This is a genomic window from Pseudomonas batumici, from assembly GCF_000820515.1.
Taxonomy (GTDB): domain Bacteria; phylum Pseudomonadota; class Gammaproteobacteria; order Pseudomonadales; family Pseudomonadaceae; genus Aquipseudomonas; species Aquipseudomonas batumici.
Genome location: NZ_JXDG01000058.1, coordinates 150,593 through 170,744 on the forward strand (window position 1 = coordinate 150,593; position 20,152 = coordinate 170,744).

Sequence of the window (20,152 nt, forward strand, 5' to 3'; positions counted from 1 at the left end):
TCAATGCCAAAGGAGTGAGCAGCGATGGTCGACACCACCCACAATGGCCCCTGGAACACCCCACTCAGTGATATCAACGACGACGTCGTGCATGCGATCCTCGAGCTGGTCAGCGATGGCGTCTGGGACTGGAACGCCAATACCGGCCTGGTCTACCGCAGCCCCGGCTGGTACGAGATGCTCGGCTACTTGCCCAACTCCCTGCCGAACAGCGTCTTCGCCTGGGAGAGCGTGATTCATCCCGACGACTACTCGCGGGTCATGGCCCACTTCGACGATCATCTGAATGAACGCACCCTGGGCTATCACGCCGAGTACCGCTGCCGAACCCGCAGCGGCCGCTATATCCTGGTTGAAGACCGCGGCTATGTGATCGCCCGCAACCCCGACGGCTCTGTCGCCCGCATGATCGGCGCCCACCGTAGTCTCGAAGACCAACGGCGCCTGCTCGAACAACTGGAACTGCGCACCCTGTCCTTCGAGGCCATCGTCGCCGAGCGGACGGCCGAGTTGTCCCGGGTCAATCGGCAATTGCAGGCCCAGCTCGAGGAAAACCGCCGCCTGGCCGAGAGCGACTCACTGACCGGGGTCGCCAACCGCTATCGCCTGGAAAAGATCCTGTCCAGGGAGTGCGAGCGCGCCGGGCGCTTTCGCCAGGCGCTGTCGCTGATTGCCATGGATATCGATGACTTCAAGCGGATCAACGACCAGCACGGGCATCAAGGTGGCGACACGGTGCTGGTCGAGGTGGCGCAAACGCTCCAGGGCTGCCTGCGCGACACCGATCTGCTGGCGCGCTGGGGCGGCGACGAATTCATGATTGTCCTGCCCGACAGCCCGCTTGCCGTCGCCATGAACCTGGCGCAACAGATGCGCGAGCGCCTGCTGCACTGCAGGCCCCTGGGCCCGAGTCCACTGACCATGAGTTTCGGGGTGGTGGAACGTTACGCCGACGAGGCCATGGCGGAACTGATGGGCCGGGCCGATCAGGCCCTGTATCGCGCCAAGGGCGCCGGCAAGAACGTGATTTCCAATTGAAGCCGTGTTCACCCTGGTCGTGACCCGGCATCGCCGCTTTTGCTGATATAAACAAAAAACCCCGCCGAAGCGGGGTTTTCTTCTGACCATTCCAACGTCCTGTCGGTTGCCATCCTGGCTATGGTCGATCGTCCCTGATCCTGTGCACATCCTTGCGCAGCAGTGATGGGTCTAGATTAAGGCTGCCGCTCAAACACTCATAGAGGCGATTGCTGTCCCGCTCTGTAAGCCTTTCGCCATTACCCCGGTTCTTTCCGGCTGCAACACCCCACACACACCCTTCACAATCATCTCGACCTCCTGCTCGTCCAGGATCAGCGGTGGCAACAGGCGGATGACCTTGCCCCGGGTCACGTTGATCAGCAAACCCTGGTCCCGGGCCGCGATCAGGGCCAGCTCACGCACCGGCTGCCGGAGTTCGATGCCGATCATCAAGCCTTGCCCACGTATCGCCAGGACCTGAGGGCAGTCGCCCAGTTCGGCCCGTAACCGTGCCAGCAGGCGCTCGCCCTGCTGCCGGGCATTGGCGACCAGGCCCTGCTCCTCGATGATGTCGAGCACGGTGCAACCCGCCCGACAGGCCAGCGGGTTACCGCCGAAGGTGCTGCCATGGCTGCCCGGGGTGAACAGTTCGGCCGCCTTGCCCCGCGCCAGGCAGGCACCGATGGGAATACCGTTGCCCAAGCCCTTGGCCAGGGTCATCACGTCCGGGACGATGCCTTCATGCTGGAACGCGAACCACTGGCCGGTACGCCCGATACCGGTCTGGATTTCGTCGAGCATCAGCAACCAGGAGCGCCGCTTGCACAGGTCCCGTACGGCTTTCAGGTAGCCCGGCGGCGGCAGTTGCACACCGCTTTCACCCTGGATCGGCTCCATCAGCACGGCGCAGATCCGCTGGCCGTGGCTGCGGGCAATGCTGTGCAGCAGCGCCAGGTCGCCGTACGGCACCTTGATGAAGTCTCCCGGCAGCTCATGGAAGCCCAGACGCACCGCCGGGCCATCGCTGGCGGACAAGGTGCCGAGGGTGCGTCCGTGGAAGGCGTTTTCCATGACCACCACCAATGGCTTCTCGATACCTTTGTGCCAGGCATGCAGGCGCGCCAGTTTCAGCGCACTTTCGTTGGCCTCGGCGCCGGAGTTGTTGAAGAACACCCGATCCATGCCCGACAGCCGGGTCAGGCGCTGGGCCAGCCGTTGCTGCCAGTCGATGCTGTAGAGGTTGGAGGTGTGCAGCAGCAGGCCGGCCTGCTCGCAGATCGCACTCACCAGGCGCGGGTGGGAATGACCGATATTGGTCACCGCTACGCCCGCCACCGCGTCCAGGTACTCGCGCCCTTCGCGGTCCCACAGGCGGGTGCCCAGTCCCTTGACGAAACCCAGGTCCAGCGGTTGATAGGTGGTCATCAGGCTAGTGGCGGTCATGGCGTCGAGCTCCAGGCATCGTGGTGGTTTTTTTAGTATCGTTAGCCACCTGAGTTGGATAAACGCCGACTTACTTTAAACATTTTAAAGCCGGGCTTGATAATGGACCTTTTCCAGGCAATGTCGGTGTACGTGAAGGTGGTGGAAGCCGGCAGCATGACGGCTGCCGCGCGGGCATGCGAAATGTCCACGACCATGGTCGGCAATCATTTGCGCGCGCTGGAGCAACGGCTGGGTGTCAGCCTGCTCAGTCGTACAACGCGACGCCAGCGCCTCACCGAGTTCGGCGCGACTTACTATCAGCGCTGCCTTGAGGTGCTGGGGCTGGTGGCCGACTCCGAGCAACTGGCGGAACAGGCCCTCGGCGACCCCAGCGGCACCCTGCGGATCACCGCGCCGCTGACCTTCGGCTCGGAAAGCCTGGCCCCGGCCTTGAATACGTTCACGCAGCTTTATCCACAGGTCAAACTCGATGTGGTGCTGACCAACGACCGCATGGATCTGATCGAGAATGGCTTCGATGTGGCGATTCGCCTGGGCGCCATCGAACCGTCGAACCTGATTGCCCGACCGCTGGAAGACTATGCCCTGACGATCTGCGCGGCGCCTGCCTACCTGGAACGCCACGGCACACCGCTGGAGCCTGCGGACCTGAGCCATCACCACTGCCTGGCGTTCGCCTATCCCGCGGGGGATGACTGGCGCTCGGCGGAAAAGCTGTGGAGCCTGACGGGCCCTGCGGGCGAGATCCTGGTCCCGGTGAGCGGGCCGATGACGATCAACAGTTCCGCCGGGCTGTATCAGGCCGCGCTGACCGGCATGGGCATCGTGATGCTGCCCGACGTGCTGCTGCATGACGATCTGCGGACCGGGCGACTGGTGCCGATCCTCGAGACCTACAAGCTCCCCTGCCGACCGATGAACCTGCTTTACGCCCAGGATCGTTACCGGTTGCCCAAGCTACGCTATTTCGTGGACTTTGCGCTGCAGCAGTGGGGCAAGCGTTGACGAAATCGGGCATGGTTGACGCGACAAACCGTCTGATCACCTATCACACATCGCTACAGGAACCTGCGAGTGCCTATGTTCGAACACATCGACTTCAATAACCTGCTCGCCACCTACGGCTACCTGGCCGTGTTCATCGGCTGCCTGCTGGAAGGGGAAACCATCCTGATCCTCGGCGGGGTGGCGGCGCACCAGCAGGCCCTGCACCTGCCTCTGGTGATCTTCTGGGCCAGCCTCGGCGGGATGCTGGGAGACCAGGCACTGTTCTGGATCGGCCGCTACTTTGGCGCCCGCCTGCTGCCACGCCTGCATCGCCAGCAGGCCGCCATAGAACGAGTGACCGGCCTGATTCACCGCCATCCGCTGACGTCGATCTTCTCCGTGCGCTTCCTGTATGGCATGCGCCTGGTAGGCCCGATGGTGATCGGCGCCAGCCGGCTGTCGCCGCTGCGCTTCAGTCTGATGAACCTGCTGGGGGCGCTGGTCTGGGCCGCGCTCTTTGCCAGTGCCGGCTACTGGGCTGGGCAGTTTCTCGAGAGCCTGCTGGGCGATCTCAAACCCTATCGCCTGCCCATCGCGGTCGGCGTGGTGATCGTCGTCGGGGGGATCGCCCTGGCGCGACATCTACGGGCCAAGGCGAAGGAACAGCACAAGGCCTGAGCCGGGCTCACAGCCGGAAGCGCCCCACCATGCCCTGCAACGAGTTCGCCAGCCGCGACAATTCATGGCTGGCGGCGCTGGTCTGATCGGCCCCCGTCGCCGAGCGCAGCGACAGGTCGCGAATGTTCACCAGGTTACGGTCGACTTCCCGGGCCACCTGGGCCTGTTCTTCCGCGGCGCTGGCGATCACCAGGTTGCGCTCGTGGATTTCATGCACCGAGGCGGTGATGGTCAGCAACGCCTCGCCGGCCCGTTCGGCCAAGGCCAGGGTGCTGGCGGCCCGGGTGCTGCTGGTGTGCATGGATTCCAGGGCCAGGGTCGAGCCGCTGCGCATGCCAGACACCATCTGCTCGATTTCCTGGGTCGACTGCTGCGTGCGATGGGCCAGGGCCCGCACCTCATCGGCCACCACCGCGAAACCGCGACCGCTCTCCCCGGCCCGGGCCGCCTCGATGGCGGCATTGAGCGCCAGCAGATTGGTCTGCTCGGCAATGGCCCGGATCACCTCCAGGACCTTGCCGATGCCCTGCGACTGATCGGCCAGGGAGCGCACCAGTTCTCCGGTACGCTCGACATCCCCGGACAGGGCACTGATGGCGCCGACGGTTTCACTCACCCGTTCCTGGCCGACTCGCGCCGATTCACTGGATTGGCGCGTGGCGTCGGAAGTGGAGACGGCATTGCGCGCCACCTCTTCCACTGCCGTGGTCATTTCGTTGACCGCCGTGGCCGCCTGTTCGATTTCATGGCTCTGCTGTTGCAGGCCCTCGTTGCTGCCCTGGGTGACCGCATTCAGTTCGTCCGCCGCCGTGGCCAGGGTGGTCGCCGAACCGCTGATGCCCTGCAAGGTGTCGCGCAAGGTCTGCTGCATGGTGGCCAGGGCTTCGAGCAAGTGACTGACCTCATCGTCGCCGTGGCTTTCGATGCGTTGGGTCAGGTCGCCGCGCGCCACATTCTGCGCCGCACTCAGGGCCTGCCCCAGGGGTTTGACGATGCTGCGCGTCAGCAGCATCGCCAGCCCCACGGTGGCCAGGGCCGCCAGGACAATGAACAGGATCACGATCATCCGCGAGCGGCTGTAATGCGCCTCGGACTTCTGGCTCTCGGCCGCCACCTGCTTGGCAAAGAGGTCGGCCAGGTCGGTCAGCTGCTTGCCGGAACCGTCGACCACGGTCTTCATGTCCACCAGCAGCAGCTTGATCAGGTCGTCGCGCCGGCCCTGCTCGGCCAGGGTGAAGGATTGGGCAATGCCGGCGCGGTACGCGGTGAAGGTCGTCTTGAACTGGTCGTACAACACCCGGGCCTCGGGGGTGGTAACCAGTTTGTCGTAGGCGGCGATCCGCTCGCTCAATTCCTTGTCGCGGACGTCCATCTGGCCACGGTACACCGCGATGTTCTTCGGGTCCTGGTCCAGGGCCATGCGCAGGGAGATGGTACGGATCCGCAACATGATCTCGCGGATCTCGTCGCCGCCGCGAATACTCGGCAGCCATTGGTTTTCCACCGCCAACTCGCCGTCGCGGATGTTCGACATCTGGCCCAGGGCGAACACCCCGAGCCAGGCCACCAGCACGGCGATCAAGGCAAAACCCAACGCGGCGCGAGGTGCGATATTCAGTTGACGAAGAAACATGACGACCGCCTTTTTGTTATGGCTTCGGGTCAGCGACCCCCAGCCTGTAGCTCCAGAGTTGGCAGGCTATCGGCACGTTGTACGACAACTTGAAATAATTGCCGGACAATTTCACTCGCGCGACAGGATGGCTCAGGGGGCTTTCTGCCCGGGCGCGGGAACGATCTTGACCTTGTAGGTGATGTGCGTGCGATAGCCCGCCTGCAGGATCTTCGTGGCACGCTGATTGATGTTGTCGGGCTTGGCGTCATCGACCGAGACGCTTTTGAGCTGCGTGCGCTGGGTGCGCGCCTGCCAGCTGGACACACCCTGGTCCGGCGCGCAGGGCTGCGCGGCGAAACTGACCTTGCCGTCATGGCCCACGCATTTGTAGGCGTCGGCACTGAAAGCCGAGCAGGAGGCGCTGAGGAATAGAACGAAGACCAGGCATCTGCCCATGCGTGTGCGTCCCTGTACGTGATGGTCATCCACAGATAAAAGAAAACCCGCCGAAGCGGGTTTTCTCCAAAGCATTCCGACATCCTGTCGGCGGCCTCCATGGCCTGGGTCGATCATCCGTGATCCTGCGCGCATCCTTGCGCAGCAGCGATGGGTTTAGATTAAGCCCGGTGGTAAAAGGTCAACAGAGGAGATTACTGTCACAGCATGTAAGCCTTTCGCCATATCCCGAAACCCCCCCCCCCCTGTAGGAGCGAGCTTGCTCGCGATGGACGCCAACGATAACGCGGAGTATCTGATACCCCGAGGTGCCTGGGCCACCATCGCGAGCAATCGAGCGTCGACCGGCTGCTCCTACAAGGGCGCAAACATGAAAAAGCCCCGCACTTCTTCCGAAGGCGGGGCTTTCTCGTCAGGCCATGAACTCAGTGCGCGTAAGTCAGCAACAACTCGGTCGGCACCTTGAAGTCCAGGGACATCATCACGCTCAGGGCCGTGATGGTGAAGATCGAGAACACGAACAGCTTGCGTGCCCAGACCGTGTCATCCACTGCCTTGTAGCCGGTCCAGGCCATGTACAACCAGTACATGCCCATGGCCGCGGCCACGGCGAGGTAGCTCATGCCGGCATAACCACTGAACGTCAGCATCAACGTCGCGCCCAGGAAAGCCAGGATGTACAGCAGGATGTGCTTCTTGGCCACGCGGATCCCACGCTTCACCGGCAACACCGGAATCGATGCGGCCAGGTAATCGTTGAAGCGGAAGATCGCGATCGCGTACGAATGCGGCATCTGCCACAAACTGAACATCACCAGCAGCGTCAGGGCAGCCATGTCGAAGCTGTTGCTCACCGCCACGTAGCCGATCACCGGAGGCATCGCCCCCGACAGACTGCCGATCAGCGTGCCGTGAACCGACTTGCGCTTGAAGTACAGGCTGTAGAAGCCGACGTAGATGACAAAGCCGATCACCGCGAACAGCGCCGCCAACGGGTTGGCGACGCGGTACAGCAGCGCCACGCCGGCGACCCCGAGGACGGTTGCATAGACCAGGGCCAGTTTCAGGGAGATAAGGCCCTGAACCAGCACCCGGTTCTTGGTGCGCTCCATCTTCAGGTCGATGTCACGGTCGATGCAGTTGTTGAACACGCAACCGGAGGCCACCACCAGCGAAGTGCCGATCATGGCCGCCAGGAAGATGGCCAGATCGACATGCCCCTTGGAGGCCAGGAAGAAGCCACCCGCCACAGAAAGCACGTTACCGAAAATGATCCCCGGTTTGGTGATTTGGATAAAGTGCTTGAGCGACATCGGGTCTACCTCACTTCGCCATCATGACGGTGTGGATGGTGAACATGATCCACAGCGACAGACCCACCAGCAGGACGATCACCAGCGCCGCGAAAATAAACGCAATCACGTTGTTACGCTGCGCCGCCGAACGGTCCAGGTGCAGGAAGTACACCAGGTGCACCAGCACCTGGATCACGGCGAAGACCAGGACGATCCCCAGGGTGGCCGCCTTCGGCAGCGACGGGTACATCACCAGGCCGAACGGGATGATCGTCAGGATGATCGACAGGACAAAGCCGACCATGTAGGACTTCACGCTGCCGTGGTTGGCATCACTGGAATGGTGTGCATTAGCCATTTACAGGGTCCCCATCAGGTAAACAACGGTGAATACGCAGATCCACACGACGTCCAGGAAGTGCCAGAACAGGCTCAGGCAGCTCAGGCGAGTGGTGTTGGTCGGCGTCAGGCCGTTTTTCCAGACCTGGTACATCATCACGGCCATCCAGATCAGGCCGCTGGTGACGTGCAGACCGTGGGTCCCGACCAGGGTGAAGAAGCCGGACAGGAAGCCGCTGCGGTTAGGACCGTAGCCTTCTTCGATCAGCTTGTGGAATTCGTTGATTTCCATGCCGATGAAGCCCAGGCCGAACAGGAAGGTGATCGCCAACCAGCCCAGTACCTGGCTTTTCTTGCCCTTGAACAACGCCAGCATGGCGAAGCCGTAGGTGATCGAACTGAGCAACAGGCAGGCGGTTTCACCCAGCACGTAAGGCAGTTCGAAGATGTCGTGGCCCGACGGGCCACCCGCTACGTTGTTAACCAGTACCGCGTACGCTGCGAAGATCGACGCAAACAGGATGCAGTCGGTCATCAGGTAGAGCCAGAAACCGAAGACGGTCATCTCGCCCGAGTCGTGGTGATGGTCATCATGCCCATGGTCATGACCATGGGCGTGTCCAGCATGAGTCACTGCATTCGACATGGTTTAAGCCTTTTCCAGCGAAGATTCGACACGGGTGGCAGGAGTCACTTTCGCGGCCGCCAGCACCTTGTGCTGCTCGGCTTCGATGCGCTCGATGACGTCCACTGGCACCATGTAACCCTGATCATCACGCGCGGCGTGGATGATGAAATAGATCACGGTACCGGCCAGGCCGGCGATGGCCATCCACCAGATGTGCCAGATCATCGCGAAACCGAAGACGGTCAGCAGGGCACCCATGACCAGACCGGTCGCGGTGTTGTTCGGCATGTGGATCGGCTGGTAGCGCTTGGGCACCGAGTAGGCCGTACCGTTTTCCTTGGCTTCGGTGAACGCGTCGACCACATCGGCTTTCGGCAGTTCGGCGAAGTTGTAGAACGGCGGTGGCGAGGAAGTCGACCATTCCAGGGTGTGGCCGTTCCATGGGTCGCCGGTGACGTCCAGGTTCTGCTTGCGATCACGCACGCTGACGTAGATCTGGATCAGTTGCGAAGCGATACCGAAGGCAATCAGGACCGCGCCGAACAGTGCCACGTACAGGTAAGGCACCCACTCAGGGTTGGTACTGGCGTTCAGGCGACGGGTCATGCCCATGAAGCCCAGTGCATAGAGCGGCATGAACGCGACGAAGAAGCCGCTGATCCAGAACCAGAACGCGGCCTTGCCCCAACCTTCGTGCAGCTTGAAGCCGAACGCTTTCGGGAACCAGAAGCTGAAGCCGGCGATGTAACCGAATACCGCACCGCCGATGATCACGTTGTGGAAGTGCGCGATCACGAACAGGCTGTTGTGCAGGACGAAGTCGGCACCCGGAACGGCCAGCAGTACGCCGGTCATGCCACCGATGGCGAAGGTCACCATGAAGCCCAGGGTCCAGAGCACCTGGCTGGTGAAGCGCAGACGACCACGGTAGATGGTGAACAGCCAGTTGAACAGCTTCACACCCGTCGGGATCGAGATCAGCATCGTCGCCAAACCGAAGAAGGCGTTGACGTTGGCACCCGAACCCATGGTGAAGAAGTGGTGCAGCCAAACCATGAAGCCCAGCACCGAGATCGCGCCACTGGCGTAGATCATCGAGTGGTGGCCGAACAGTTTCTTGCCGGAGAAGGTCGAGATGACTTCGGAGAAGACCCCGAACGCCGGCAGGATCAGGATGTACACCTCGGGGTGACCCCAGGCCCAGAACAGGTTGACGTACATCATCGGATTCCCACCCAGTTCATTGGTGAAAATGTGGAAATCCATGTAGCGGTCAAGCGTCAGCAAAGCAAGGGTAGCGGTCAGGATCGGGAACGAAGCGACGATCAGCACGTTGGCCCAGGTGCAGGTCCAGGTGAAGATCGGCATGTCCATCAGCTTCATGCCAGGGGTACGCATTTTCAGCACGGTGGCCAGGAAGTTCACCCCGGTCAACGTCGTACCCAGCCCTGATAGCTGTAGCGCCCAGATATAGTAATCCACCCCCACGCCCGGACTGTATTGCAGGCCCGACAGCGGCGGATAGGCCACCCAACCGGTCTTGGCGAATTCGCCGACACCCAGGGAAACGTTGATCAGCACCACGCCGGAGACCAGCAGCCAGAAGCTCAGGGAGTTCAGGAACGGGTAGGCCACGTCACGCGCACCGATCTGCAGCGGCACGACGATGTTCATCAGGCCGGTGAAGAAAGGCATCGCCATGAAGATGATCATGATCACACCGTGGGCGGTGAAGATCTGGTCATAGTGGTGAGGCGGCAGGTAGCCAGGGGAACCCTCGGTGGCCATGGCCAGCTGGGTACGCATCATGATGGCGTCGGAGAAACCGCGCAGCAGCATGACCATGGCCACGACGATGTACATGACACCGATTTTCTTGTGGTCGACGGAGGTCAACCACTCGGTCCACAGGTAGGTCCACTTCTTGAAGTAGGTGATCGCCGCGAACAACGCCAGACCACCGACCGCGATCATGGCAAGGGTCACCATGACAATCGGCTCGTGGAACGGGACCGCGTCCCAACTTAATTTACCAAACATCGTTTACTCCTCTGCCCCGGCAGCTGAATGCGAACTCATGTCCATCCCTTCCGATGCGGCCACTTCTTTCTTCTCGTGCTCGACCGGCTTGCCTGGTTTCATCCCTTCGTACTTGTCGACGATGGTCTGGAACAGGTTCGGCGTAACGGTGGAATAAAGCTCGACCGGATTGTCTTGGCTTGGCTTGGAAAGGGCTGCGTATTCAGCTTGTTCAAGCTGTTTAGGTGCCTTCTTGACCTCAGCTACCCAGGCATCGAAATCCGCCTGGCTGGTTGCGGTCGCTTTGAATTTCATACCGGTGAAGCCGGCGCCGCTGTAGTTGGCGGAAATCCCTTCGTACTCATGATTCTCGTTGGAGATCAGGTGCAGCTTGGTCTGCATGCCGGCCATCGCGTAGATCTGACCGCCCAGGCCCGGGATGAAGAACGAGTTCATCACGCTGTCGGAAGTGATCTTGAAGTTCACCGGGGTCTTGGCCGGGAAGACCAGCTTGTTGACGGTGGCGATACCCTGTTCCGGGTAGATGAACAGCCACTTCCAGTCCAGGGCGACCACTTCGACGGTGATCGGCTTGACGTCGGATTCCAGCGGACGATAAGGGTCCAGGGCGTGGGTCGACTTGTAGGTCACGATGCCCAGGAACAGGATGATGATCGCGGGAACAGCCCAGATCACGATTTCGATCTTGGTCGAGTGGTTCCATTTTGGCGCGTAGGTGGCGTCCTTGTTCGACGCGCGGTATTTCCAGGCGAAGGCCAGGGTCATGAAGATAACCGGCACCACGACCAACAGCATCAGCAGCGTAGCGGTGATGATCAGGTTACGTTCGTCCAGGCCCACCTGACCCTTCGGGTCGAGCAAGGTCATGTTGCACCCTCCCAGCAACAACGTGCCGAGCAGCGGCAATAAGCCTAAGAATCTGGGATACCTTGTTTTACTCATCTCACGACCTCTAAAGCAGCTTGCGCAATGCAGTTGGGTTTCGATAGCCAACACTTCACCCTGCCAAGGGTTGGCAATTTTTTCCGATTGAATAAGGGCCTGTCCGTCGCGCCAATCGCTGATCGGCACCTCTGGAACGGGCGTGAGTTCTTATTCGATTTCTTGGGTCATAGGCCTTTTTACAGACCAATTCCATTTGGTGCGGATACTTGGAAAGACTGCCAGCACCTGGGGCCGCATAGCGCCCTTGCGCCCTTCGACCGCCCTATTGCGCTCAGGCAGCGCGGCGCCGGACATTCAGTGCGGCGATTGTAGTGAGGTCGCGTTTTATAAACCACGTCTCATCCTGAAATATTTTTTATCAATTCAGGCAACAATCATTAACTGTTTTTGCAACGATCGTGAATTGTATCGATTTTCATTCTCAACAAAAAGCTGTGATCTTTTCTTTTGTCGGACAACTGATCCGCCCCGAAAGCGCCGCGCCGGGGCTTTTGAAAGAGGCTCTGGCCCAAGCATGACGGGGCGTTGGGTGGGTATCCGGGGGGTGTCGAGGCCGCCTCGGCAAACCGTCGATGCCGGGAGGGAGGAAGGGAACTTTTTCGAGAATGGCTGTCAATCAGAAGATGACATCGAGGTCCGAAACCGCGGGTGCGACCGCTGCGACGTGACAATATGTCGCACTTTTTTCACCCCTCTTATTGCCCCGCATCAGGGTGTCTTTCAGCAGGTTTGGCGGACACGAAAACGCCCCGACCTTGTACAAAGAATCGGGGCGTTTTTGCAAGGACCAGACGCAGGAATCAGCGGCTTTTCCGGCGATTGCGGTAGATACCCACCGGCACCAGCAGCACCGTCAGCACGAAGGCCACCAACGCCCACTGCGCCAGGGACAGACCCAGCACCGGCGGGTACGGTGTTTCGCAGAAACCCTCGACCTGGAAGCCCAACGGGAAGATCGACGCCAGGGGCAGGCCATCGACGATCGGTTGCAACACGTCGATGCCGCAGCTCACCGCCGGGTTGGCCTGGATATAGACATGCCGGCCCGCCGCAATGATGCCGCCGACGGCACTGAGCCATACCAGCACTTCCAGCACCGTGAGGCTGCGCGTGGTGCGCATGGACGCGCCGATAAAGGCGAAGAGCGCAATGAACAGCAAGGCGTAGCGCTGCAGGATACACAACGGGCAAGGCAGTTCGCCCAGCACCACCTGCATGTACAACGCGCCGCCGATCAAGGCGAGGCAGATCAGCCCCAGCAGGACCAGGAAGCGCTTTTCCCGTCCCAGCCGCATCATTTCGTCAGTCATCCTGTTTCCCTTAGACTCGTTGTTGGATCGGCCAGAGGGCAGCGCAACACGCTGCGTCATCAGACCGAGATTGTGTCCCATAGGCCCATGGGTCGCGATCCGACCGTTTCAACCCGACGGACATTCGTTACCGGCAAGTCTACACGTTGACCATGACCTTTGAGCGTATTGAACACACCACGCCAGTGTCCGCGGGAGTATGGGTAAACCACCACAGGATCGCCGACAATGATCGGCGAATTAACGACAAACCGATTAAACCGGGATTAACGCGCCCGGGGATTTTTATCCATCCGCGCAATCCCTGATCCCGACAGCCGTGGAGGATGCGCCTGCCACGGCTGTCTCGCAGGTTACTCCAGCGCCGCGGCCGGGCCGAAGAACTCATACCGGCTCTGCTTCTCCGGCACCCCCAGGGCTTTCAAGTGACGCTTGATCGCGCCCATGAACCCCTTGGGTCCGAGGAAGTAGGCATCCAGGTCACGTTCCTGCGGCAACCACTCGCCCAACTGTTCCTGGCTCAGCAAGCCGACCTTGTCCGCCGGCGGGCTCACGCCGTCATCCTCGGCATAGCAATAGAAGCGCTTGAGTTGCGGATGGCGCTCGGCCAGGCCATCGACCCAGTCACGGAAAGCATGCACCTGGCCATTGCGCGCGCAGTGGATAAAGTGCACCGGCCGCTCGCTCGCCAAGGCGGCTTCAAGCATCGGCAAGGTAGGTGTGATGCCGACCCCGCCGCTGATCAACACCAGCGGCTTGTCGCTGGCCGCCAGGGTGAACTCGCCCGCCGGCGGGAACAGCTCCAGGGTGGCGCCGACCGCCAGTTGGTCGTGCAGGTAGTTCGACACCCGCCCCCCCGCCTCGCGCTTGACGCTGATCCGGTACTGCCCGGCCTTCGCCAGCGCCGAGAGCGAGTAGTTGCGCCGCACCTCTTCGCCATCGATGACCAGTTTCATGCCGATGTACTGCCCGGGCGTGAACGCCAGGATCGGTTGGCCGTCCACCGGTTCGAAGTAGAACGAGGTGATTTCCAGGCTTTCCTCGACCTTGGCCGCGACCTTGAACAGACGGGCACCGCGCCAGCCGCCGGGCGCCAGGGCCTTCTCGTCATAGATCGCGGCTTCGGCACCGATCAGGATGTCGGCCAACTGGTTGTAGGCCGCGCCCCAGGCAGCGATCACCTCGGGGGTGGCGATTTCATCGCCGAGCACTTCACGGATGGCCCGCAGCAGACAAGTGCCGACAATCGGGTAATGCTCCGGAAGGATCTGCAGCGCGACGTGCTTGTTGATGATCTTGGCCACCAGATCGCCCAACTGGTCGAGCTGATCGATATGCCGGGCATACATCAACACACCGTTGGCCAGGGCCCGGGGCTGGTCGCCGCTGGACTGGTGGGCCTGGTTGAACAACGGGCGCACCTCCGGATACTCGGACAGCATCATCCGATAGAAGTGAGTGATCAGCGCCTCGCCGCCGCTTTCCAGCAGCGGGACAGTCGATTTGACGATGGCACGGTCTTGAACGCTCAGCATGGGTCAACTCCTGGGTGTGAGGTTTGATCTGAATTGACCTGTATCAATCACACTCCATGCCAAAATTAAAAACCTTATAAATCAATTAGTTAAAATAATGTTAGTCATAAAGACCACAAGCACTTTATAGTCATTCTGACACCACAGGAGTCAATATGACTGCAAAACTCTTGCTGACCACCCTGCTGCCGCTGGTCTCGGATCTCTCACGGGAGCTGCCGGAAAGCGAACGCTATCGACGCCTGCTCGAAGCCATGCGCGCCCTGCTGCCCTGTGACGCCGCCGCGCTGCTGCGCCTGGACGGCGAGTGGCTGGTGCCGCTGGCCGTCGATGGCCTGAGCACCGACACCCTCGGTCGGCGCTTCAAAGTCAGCGAGCATCCGCGTTTCCAGATCCTGCTCGGCAGCCAAGGGCCGACCCGTTTCGACAGCGACACCGATCTGCCGGACCCCTACGACGGCCTGGTGGAGGGGTTGACCGAACACCTGGAGGTCCATGACTGCCTGGGCTGCCCGCTGTTCATCGATGAACGCCCCTGGGGCCTGCTGACCCTCGACGCCCTCGACCCGGAGCGTTTCGAACGGATCGAGCTCGATGCCCTGCAGGCCTTCGCCAGCCTCGCGGCGGCCACGGTCAATGCCGCCGAACGCATCGAACGCCTGGCGTTGCGCGTCGAGGACGAACACCAGCGCGCCGAACTCTATCGCCAGGCCAACGGCCCGCAAAATCGCGAAATGATTGGCCAGAGCAAAGCCCACAAGCGCCTGGTGGAAGAGATCAACCTGGTGGGCGGCAGCGACCTGACGGTACTGATCACCGGTGAAACCGGGGTCGGCAAGGAACTGGTCGCCCAGGCGATCCATGCCGCCTCGCCGCGGTCGGAAAAACCCATCATCAGCCTCAACTGTGCCGCCCTGCCGGATACCCTGGTGGAGAGCGAGTTGTTCGGTCACGTGCGCGGCGCCTTCACCGGCGCCGTGAGCGATCGCCGGGGCAAGTTCGAGCTGGCCAATGGCGGGACGCTGTTTCTCGATGAGGTCGGCGAGCTGTCGCTGACCGTCCAGGCAAAATTGCTCCGGGTGCTGCAAAGCGGCCAGCTGCAGCGATTGGGCTCGGACCGCGAGCATCAGGTGGATGTACGCCTGATCGCCGCCACCAACCGCGACCTGGCCGAAGAGGTGCGCAGCGGACGCTATCGCGCCGACTTCTACCATCGCCTGAGCGTCTACCCGCTGCAAGTGCCGGCGCTGCGCGATCGCGGTCGCGATGTCCTGCTGTTGAGCGGTTTTTTCCTTGAGCAGAACCGCTCGCGCCTGGGCCTGGGCAGCTTGCGCCTGAGCCCGGATGCGCAGGCGGCGCTGCTGGCCTACAACTGGCCGGGCAACGTACGGGAACTGGAACACCTGATCGGGCGCAGCGCCTTGAAAGCCCTGGGCAATTGCCACGAACGGCCGAAGATCCTCAGCCTGAGCGCCGCCGATCTGGACTTGCCGACAGCGGCGGCAGAGCCCCCGGCAGCGCCACCCCCTGCCCCGCCGAGCCTGGAGAGCGGTGTCGAGCTGCGCCAGGCCACGGAAAACTACCAGCGGCAACTGATCAGCGCCTGCCTGGAGCGACACCAGCACAACTGGGCCAGCGCCGCCCGGGAACTGGGGCTGGACCGGGCCAACCTGGGGCGGATGGCGAAACGCCTGAACTTGAAGTAAACCTACGAGGGAGTTGTGCATGACGCCTAAAGCCCGCTCCTCTCGGGTCGATAACCCATCATCGAGAGCCGTTCAGGGTTAACCTGTCCCGGACCACCTTTTTCCACAGAAGGTTTCTATGTCTTCCAACAAAGCCCGCGCAGACTCGCTGTCACTTCTGCTCTTTACCTTGCGCAGCGGCAAGCTGATGGCGATCAACCTGCTGAAAGTCAGTGAAATCATTCCTTGCCCGCCGCTGACCAAGCTGCCGGAGTCCCATCCCCACGTCAAAGGCATCGCCACCCTGCGCGGGGCTTCGCTGTCGGTGATCGACCTGAGCCGCGCCATCGGCGAACGGCCCCTGGTGGACCCGGACGGCGGTTGCCTGATCGTCACCGATATCAGCCGTTCCAAACAGGGCCTGCATGTCCAGGCGGTGAGCAAGATCGTCCATTGCCTGACCACCGATATCCGCCCGCCACCCTACGGCTCCGGCGGCCCCAAGGCCTTTATCACCGGGGTGACCCAGGTCGACGGGACGCTGGTCCAGGTGCTGGATATCGAAAAGGTCATCCACGCCATCGCGCCGGTGCAGATCGACGTCACGCCGACCGAACTGAGCATGGAAGAAGCGGAAATCCTCGGCCATGCACGTATCCTGGTGATCGACGACAGCCAGGTGGCCCTGCAGCAATCGGTGCACACCCTGCGCAACCTCGGCCTGACCTGCCACACCGCCCGCAGCGCCAAGGACGCCATTGGTTGCCTGCTGGAGCTGCAAGGCACCGCCGAGCAGATCAACGTGGTGGTCTCCGACATCGAGATGTCCGAGATGGACGGCTACGCCTTCACCCGCACGGTGCGCGAAACCCCGGATTTCCAGGACCTCTATATCCTCCTGCATACCTCGCTGGACAGCGCCATGAACAGTGAAAAGGCCAGGCTGGCCGGGGCCAATGCGGTGCTGACCAAGTTTTCCTCGCCGGAACTGACCAAGTGCCTGATCCAGGCCGCCAGGACCGTCGCGGCCCAAGGGATCTGAAATGTCGGACCGTCACTGCCAGTTGCTGCGAAAGGACCTCGACGACTTGCTGGACCTCCCCCAGTGGCCGACCGGTATCCGCGTGGGCGTGTTGCGAACGGACCTGATGGAACCGGTGCATGCCTTGCTGAAGCTGGGCTACCGGGACGGCGGCGGCAGCGTCGAAGGCTTCGCCGAGTGGCGCGAACGCTTCATCAGCGACGCCGAATTCGATCCCTCGCTGTGCCTGATCGCCCTGGACGAGCATGGCCTGGTCGGTGTCGCCCTGTGCTGGACCAGCGCCTATATCAAGGACCTGGTGGTGCATCCGCGTCGGCGCGCCCAAGGCCTCGGCCAGGCCTTGCTGCGCCAGGCCTTCAAGGTGTTCGCCTCGCGGGGCGAAGCCTTCGTCGATCTCAAGGTCATGGAGAACAACCTGGTCGCCAGGCGACTCTACGAGCGCGCCGGCATGCGCTTTATCGAACGCTATGAAGTCAGCCCGGCTCAGGCATAATCCCCCCTTGCCCGCCGCCCTTGAAGGAGACCTGTCATGAAAGCCTTCACCCTGCTCTTCATCAGCCTCGTCACCCTGGCCAGCCAGGCCCAGGCCGCCAGCCCGGACGCCTGGGCAAGCTACAACAAGGCCGTGGTCGCCAGTTGCACCAAGGCCAGCAAACTGAAGAACGTCAAGCCCGTGGGCAACCCCGCGCAATTCGACGACAAGGTCGGCTACACCGCGCTGCTGCTGCACGGTCGCTATCCCCAGGCGCACATGAAGAACCAGCCGGGTACCGAATTGTGCCTGTACAACAAGAAGAGCAAGAGTGCCGTCATCAGTGAATGGGACTCGGTCATGCCCGCCCGCAGCAACTGAGCGGCTGGCGCATAACTTGCTTTGACCGAAGCTTCCACGGCGAAACAAAACGGAATTACGTCACCGTCCCTGCCCTGTCCTTGCCTTTCGGTCGTTTCCCCCATGAGTACCCATTTTTCCTGCGTCGGTTGCGGCAAATGCTGCACCGATCACCATGTGCCCCTGACGCTTGCCGAGGCCCGGCAATGGGCCGCGGACGGCGGCCAGGTGATTGTCCTGGTCGAAGCCTTCCTGACGGATGGCCCGGGCCTGCCGGAAGCCCAACGCGATCACGTGCTGCGCCGCTCCTGGGGCGTGCCCAGCGGTCGCACCGAAGCCCGTGTCGCCATCACCTTTGCCGCCTACAACAGCGGCCCCTGCCGGAATCTTGACGAAGACCTGCTCTGCCGGATCTATCAACGGCGGCCACTGGTGTGCCGGATCTACCCGATGGAAATCAATCCGCATATCCCGCTGCGGCCCGAGGCCAAGGACTGCCCGCCCGAGTCCTGGCAAGACACGCAACCGCTGCTGATCGTCGGTGGACAGTTGCAGGACCCGGAACTGGCGCGGCTGATCGAGGCCTCGCGCCAGGCCGACCGTGACGACATCCAGGCCAAGGAAGTGATCTGCGCACAGCTGGGCATTCGCACCACGGCGCTCAAGGGGGACGGCTTTACCGCCTACCTGCCGCAGATGTCGGCGTTCGCGGCGGCGATTGACCAGGTGCGACAACTGACGCACTGGCCGGCGGCGGGCGAGTGGAGCTTTCATGTCTCCGGCCCGGGCATCGCCGACCAGTTGCAGGCGGCGGGGGCGCGGGTGGTGAGCGAAGCGGCGACAACCTATGCCTTTATCGCCTTGCAGCCAGCCTGAGCCCTGATAAAGATCCCCCTGGAGAAACACGGACCTGTAGGAGCCGGCTTGCTGCGGGCGGCGTTCCGACGATGAGGCCCTTGAGTCTTGCGGCAATCATTCGGACGCCATCGCCAGCAAGCCGGCTCCTACAAGAGATCGCGTTGACCCCGTCAGCCAGCGAGGTATTTCAGCAGCGCTTGCGCCAGAACTCCTGGGCCAGTGAGCGCAGGTCGTCCGCGAGTCCCGCCACATCGCCCGAGTTGAGATGGCTCTGCTTGCCGACGCTGACCAGCGCCTCGCAGGCATTGCGGATACTGACGATATTGCGGCTGATGTCCTCGCTGACGCTGCTCTGCTCCTCCACCGCCGAAGCGATCTGCTGGCTCATCTGGGTGATCCGGCTGACCCGCTGACTGATCCCGGCCAGGGCATCGGCCGCCTGCTGGACCTGCTGCACACTGTCCTCGGCCTGCTGGCTGCTCTGCTGCATCACCGTCACCGCATTGCGCGCACCGTCCTGCAGGTTGCTGATCATCCGCTGGATTTCGTTGGTCGACTGCTGCGTACGCTGGGCCAGCCCACGCACCTCGTCGGCCACCACCGCGAACCCGCGGCCCTGCTCCCCGGCGCGGGCGGCTTCGATGGCGGCATTGAGCGCTAGCAGGTTGGTCTGGTCGGCAATCCCGCGGATCACTTCCAGCACCGTGGAAATCTCGGTGCTGTGGCTCTCCAGATGCAGGATGACCTCGGTGGCCCGCGCCAGTTCGTCGGCCAGGCGCAACACCGCGCTGCGACTTTCCCCCACCAGATGATGACCCTCGCGGGTTTCGCTACCCACCTGGTCGGCCGCTTCGGACGCCTGCTGGGCATTGCTGGCGACCTGGGCCACGCTGGCGCTCATCTGCTGGATGGCCGCCGCGACCTGGTCGGTTTCGGCCTGTTGATCCAGGGTGCTGCCATGACTGCTTTGAATATCCCGGGCCAGCGCCTGGGCATGCCCGGACAGGCGCAGCGAGGCATCGCCGATACGCCCCACCACCGCACCGACCTGGGCCTCCAGCATGTTCAGGGCAAAGCCGATCTGGCCGAACTCGTCGCGACGGCCGGTATAGATCGCCTGGCTCAAGGGGTTGTCGGCAATCTCCCCGGCGCGCGCCGTCAGTTGCGCAAACGGGCGCAGGGCCCAATGGGTCAGCGCGCCGACCAGCATACTGCCCAGGGCCCAGAGCCCCAGTTCGACCTCCACCGACAGCCCGGCAAAACCGTGCCCCAGCATCAGGACAACCGCGAAGGCCACGCTGGACTGCGCCCAGAGCCGGGTCCGCAGGCTCAGGCGGGGCAGGCGCTGACGCCAGGGCAAGCGCCCGTTGCGCAACCAGCCGTACCAGCGCTCGGCGGCCTCGATCTGCCCGGCGCCGGGCCGGGTCCTCACCGACTGGTA

At 62.2% G+C, this 20,152-nt stretch carries 19 protein-coding genes and 1 pseudogene; 8 read left to right on the forward strand and 12 right to left on the reverse strand.

The window, feature by feature from the left end; genetic code table 11:
- Positions 1 to 24: 24 nt before the first annotated feature.
- Positions 25 to 1,038: a sensor domain-containing diguanylate cyclase gene (locus UCMB321_RS22345; RefSeq protein WP_040070690.1), complete on the forward strand. Its 1,014-nt coding sequence runs from the start codon at positions 25 to 27 to the stop codon at positions 1,036 to 1,038.
- Positions 1,039 to 1,227: 189 nt separating this feature from the next.
- Here UCMB321_RS22345 and UCMB321_RS22350 read toward each other — a convergent pair whose 3' ends face one another.
- On the reverse strand, positions 1,228 to 2,463 hold the full coding sequence (locus UCMB321_RS22350) for an acetylornithine transaminase (protein WP_084615133.1): 1,236 nt from the start codon (positions 2,461 to 2,463) through the stop codon (positions 1,228 to 1,230).
- Between the two features lie 102 nt (positions 2,464 to 2,565).
- Between UCMB321_RS22350 and UCMB321_RS22355 the strand changes: the two genes are divergently transcribed.
- Positions 2,566 to 3,471 (forward strand): LysR family transcriptional regulator, encoded by a 906-nt coding sequence (locus UCMB321_RS22355; protein WP_040070693.1) that lies wholly within the window; start codon positions 2,566 to 2,568, stop codon positions 3,469 to 3,471.
- Between the two features lie 75 nt (positions 3,472 to 3,546).
- Complete coding sequence (locus tag UCMB321_RS22360) at positions 3,547 to 4,131, forward strand: DedA family protein (protein ID WP_040070694.1); 585 nt, start codon at positions 3,547 to 3,549, stop codon at positions 4,129 to 4,131.
- 7 nt (positions 4,132 to 4,138) lie between these two features.
- Here UCMB321_RS22360 and UCMB321_RS31860 read toward each other — a convergent pair whose 3' ends face one another.
- From UCMB321_RS31860 to hmpA, 10 genes and pseudogenes are all read right to left on the reverse strand, one after another.
- Complete coding sequence (locus tag UCMB321_RS31860; protein WP_425338604.1) at positions 4,139 to 5,002, reverse strand: methyl-accepting chemotaxis protein; 864 nt, start codon at positions 5,000 to 5,002, stop codon at positions 4,139 to 4,141.
- A pseudogene (locus tag UCMB321_RS31865) lies at positions 4,994 to 5,764 on the reverse strand (MCP four helix bundle domain-containing protein); the annotation flags it as partial. The pseudogene UCMB321_RS31865 and the gene UCMB321_RS31860, both read right to left, overlap by 9 nt.
- A 132-nt stretch (positions 5,765 to 5,896) precedes the next feature.
- The gene (locus UCMB321_RS22370; protein WP_040070698.1) at positions 5,897 to 6,202 is read right to left on the reverse strand and encodes a DUF4124 domain-containing protein; all 306 of its coding nucleotides are present in this window, start codon (positions 6,200 to 6,202) and stop codon (positions 5,897 to 5,899) included.
- A gap of 425 nt (positions 6,203 to 6,627) precedes the next feature.
- A complete protein-coding gene (cyoE, locus tag UCMB321_RS22375) occupies positions 6,628 to 7,515 on the reverse strand; it encodes a heme o synthase (protein ID WP_040070700.1) in 888 nt (295 codons plus the stop codon).
- A 10-nt stretch (positions 7,516 to 7,525) separates the two neighbouring features.
- Positions 7,526 to 7,855 (reverse strand): cytochrome o ubiquinol oxidase subunit IV, encoded by a 330-nt coding sequence (gene cyoD, locus UCMB321_RS22380; RefSeq protein WP_040070701.1) that lies wholly within the window; start codon positions 7,853 to 7,855, stop codon positions 7,526 to 7,528.
- Positions 7,856 to 8,482 carry a cytochrome o ubiquinol oxidase subunit III gene (locus UCMB321_RS22385; RefSeq protein WP_040070704.1) on the reverse strand — a complete coding sequence of 209 codons (627 nt, stop codon included), beginning with the start codon at positions 8,480 to 8,482 and terminating at the stop codon, positions 7,856 to 7,858.
- Positions 8,483 to 8,485: 3 nt separating this feature from the next.
- Positions 8,486 to 10,504, reverse strand: coding sequence for a cytochrome o ubiquinol oxidase subunit I (cyoB, locus tag UCMB321_RS22390; RefSeq protein WP_040070705.1), 2,019 nt, complete (start codon positions 10,502 to 10,504; stop codon positions 8,486 to 8,488).
- A 3-nt stretch (positions 10,505 to 10,507) separates the two neighbouring features.
- The gene (cyoA, locus tag UCMB321_RS22395) at positions 10,508 to 11,446 is read right to left on the reverse strand and encodes a ubiquinol oxidase subunit II (protein WP_040070707.1); all 939 of its coding nucleotides are present in this window, start codon (positions 11,444 to 11,446) and stop codon (positions 10,508 to 10,510) included.
- An 803-nt stretch (positions 11,447 to 12,249) separates the two neighbouring features.
- Complete coding sequence (locus UCMB321_RS22400) at positions 12,250 to 12,759, reverse strand: disulfide bond formation protein B (RefSeq protein ID WP_040070709.1); 510 nt, start codon at positions 12,757 to 12,759, stop codon at positions 12,250 to 12,252.
- Between the two features lie 353 nt (positions 12,760 to 13,112).
- On the reverse strand, positions 13,113 to 14,294 hold the full coding sequence (gene hmpA / locus UCMB321_RS22405) for an NO-inducible flavohemoprotein (protein WP_040070711.1): 1,182 nt from the start codon (positions 14,292 to 14,294) through the stop codon (positions 13,113 to 13,115).
- 155 nt (positions 14,295 to 14,449) lie between these two features.
- Between hmpA and norR the strand changes: the two genes are divergently transcribed.
- From norR to UCMB321_RS22430, 5 genes are all read left to right on the forward strand, one after another.
- Positions 14,450 to 16,000 (forward strand): nitric oxide reductase transcriptional regulator NorR, encoded by a 1,551-nt coding sequence (norR, locus tag UCMB321_RS22410; RefSeq protein WP_040070713.1) that lies wholly within the window; start codon positions 14,450 to 14,452, stop codon positions 15,998 to 16,000.
- A 118-nt stretch (positions 16,001 to 16,118) separates the two neighbouring features.
- The gene (locus tag UCMB321_RS22415; protein WP_040070715.1) at positions 16,119 to 17,021 is read left to right on the forward strand and encodes a chemotaxis protein CheV; all 903 of its coding nucleotides are present in this window, start codon (positions 16,119 to 16,121) and stop codon (positions 17,019 to 17,021) included.
- 1 nt (position 17,022) lies between these two features.
- The gene (locus tag UCMB321_RS22420) at positions 17,023 to 17,514 is read left to right on the forward strand and encodes a GNAT family N-acetyltransferase (protein ID WP_040070717.1); all 492 of its coding nucleotides are present in this window, start codon (positions 17,023 to 17,025) and stop codon (positions 17,512 to 17,514) included.
- A gap of 36 nt (positions 17,515 to 17,550) precedes the next feature.
- Positions 17,551 to 17,874, forward strand: coding sequence for a hypothetical protein (locus UCMB321_RS22425; protein ID WP_040070718.1), 324 nt, complete (start codon positions 17,551 to 17,553; stop codon positions 17,872 to 17,874).
- Between the two features lie 102 nt (positions 17,875 to 17,976).
- A complete protein-coding gene (locus tag UCMB321_RS22430) occupies positions 17,977 to 18,729 on the forward strand; it encodes a YkgJ family cysteine cluster protein (RefSeq protein WP_040070720.1) in 753 nt (250 codons plus the stop codon).
- Positions 18,730 to 18,898: 169 nt separating this feature from the next.
- Here the strand turns inward: UCMB321_RS22430 and UCMB321_RS31870 are convergent, their stop codons facing one another.
- A complete protein-coding gene (locus UCMB321_RS31870; protein ID WP_425338605.1) occupies positions 18,899 to 19,921 on the reverse strand; it encodes a methyl-accepting chemotaxis protein in 1,023 nt (340 codons plus the stop codon).
- Between the last annotated feature and the right edge of the window lie 231 nt (positions 19,922 to 20,152).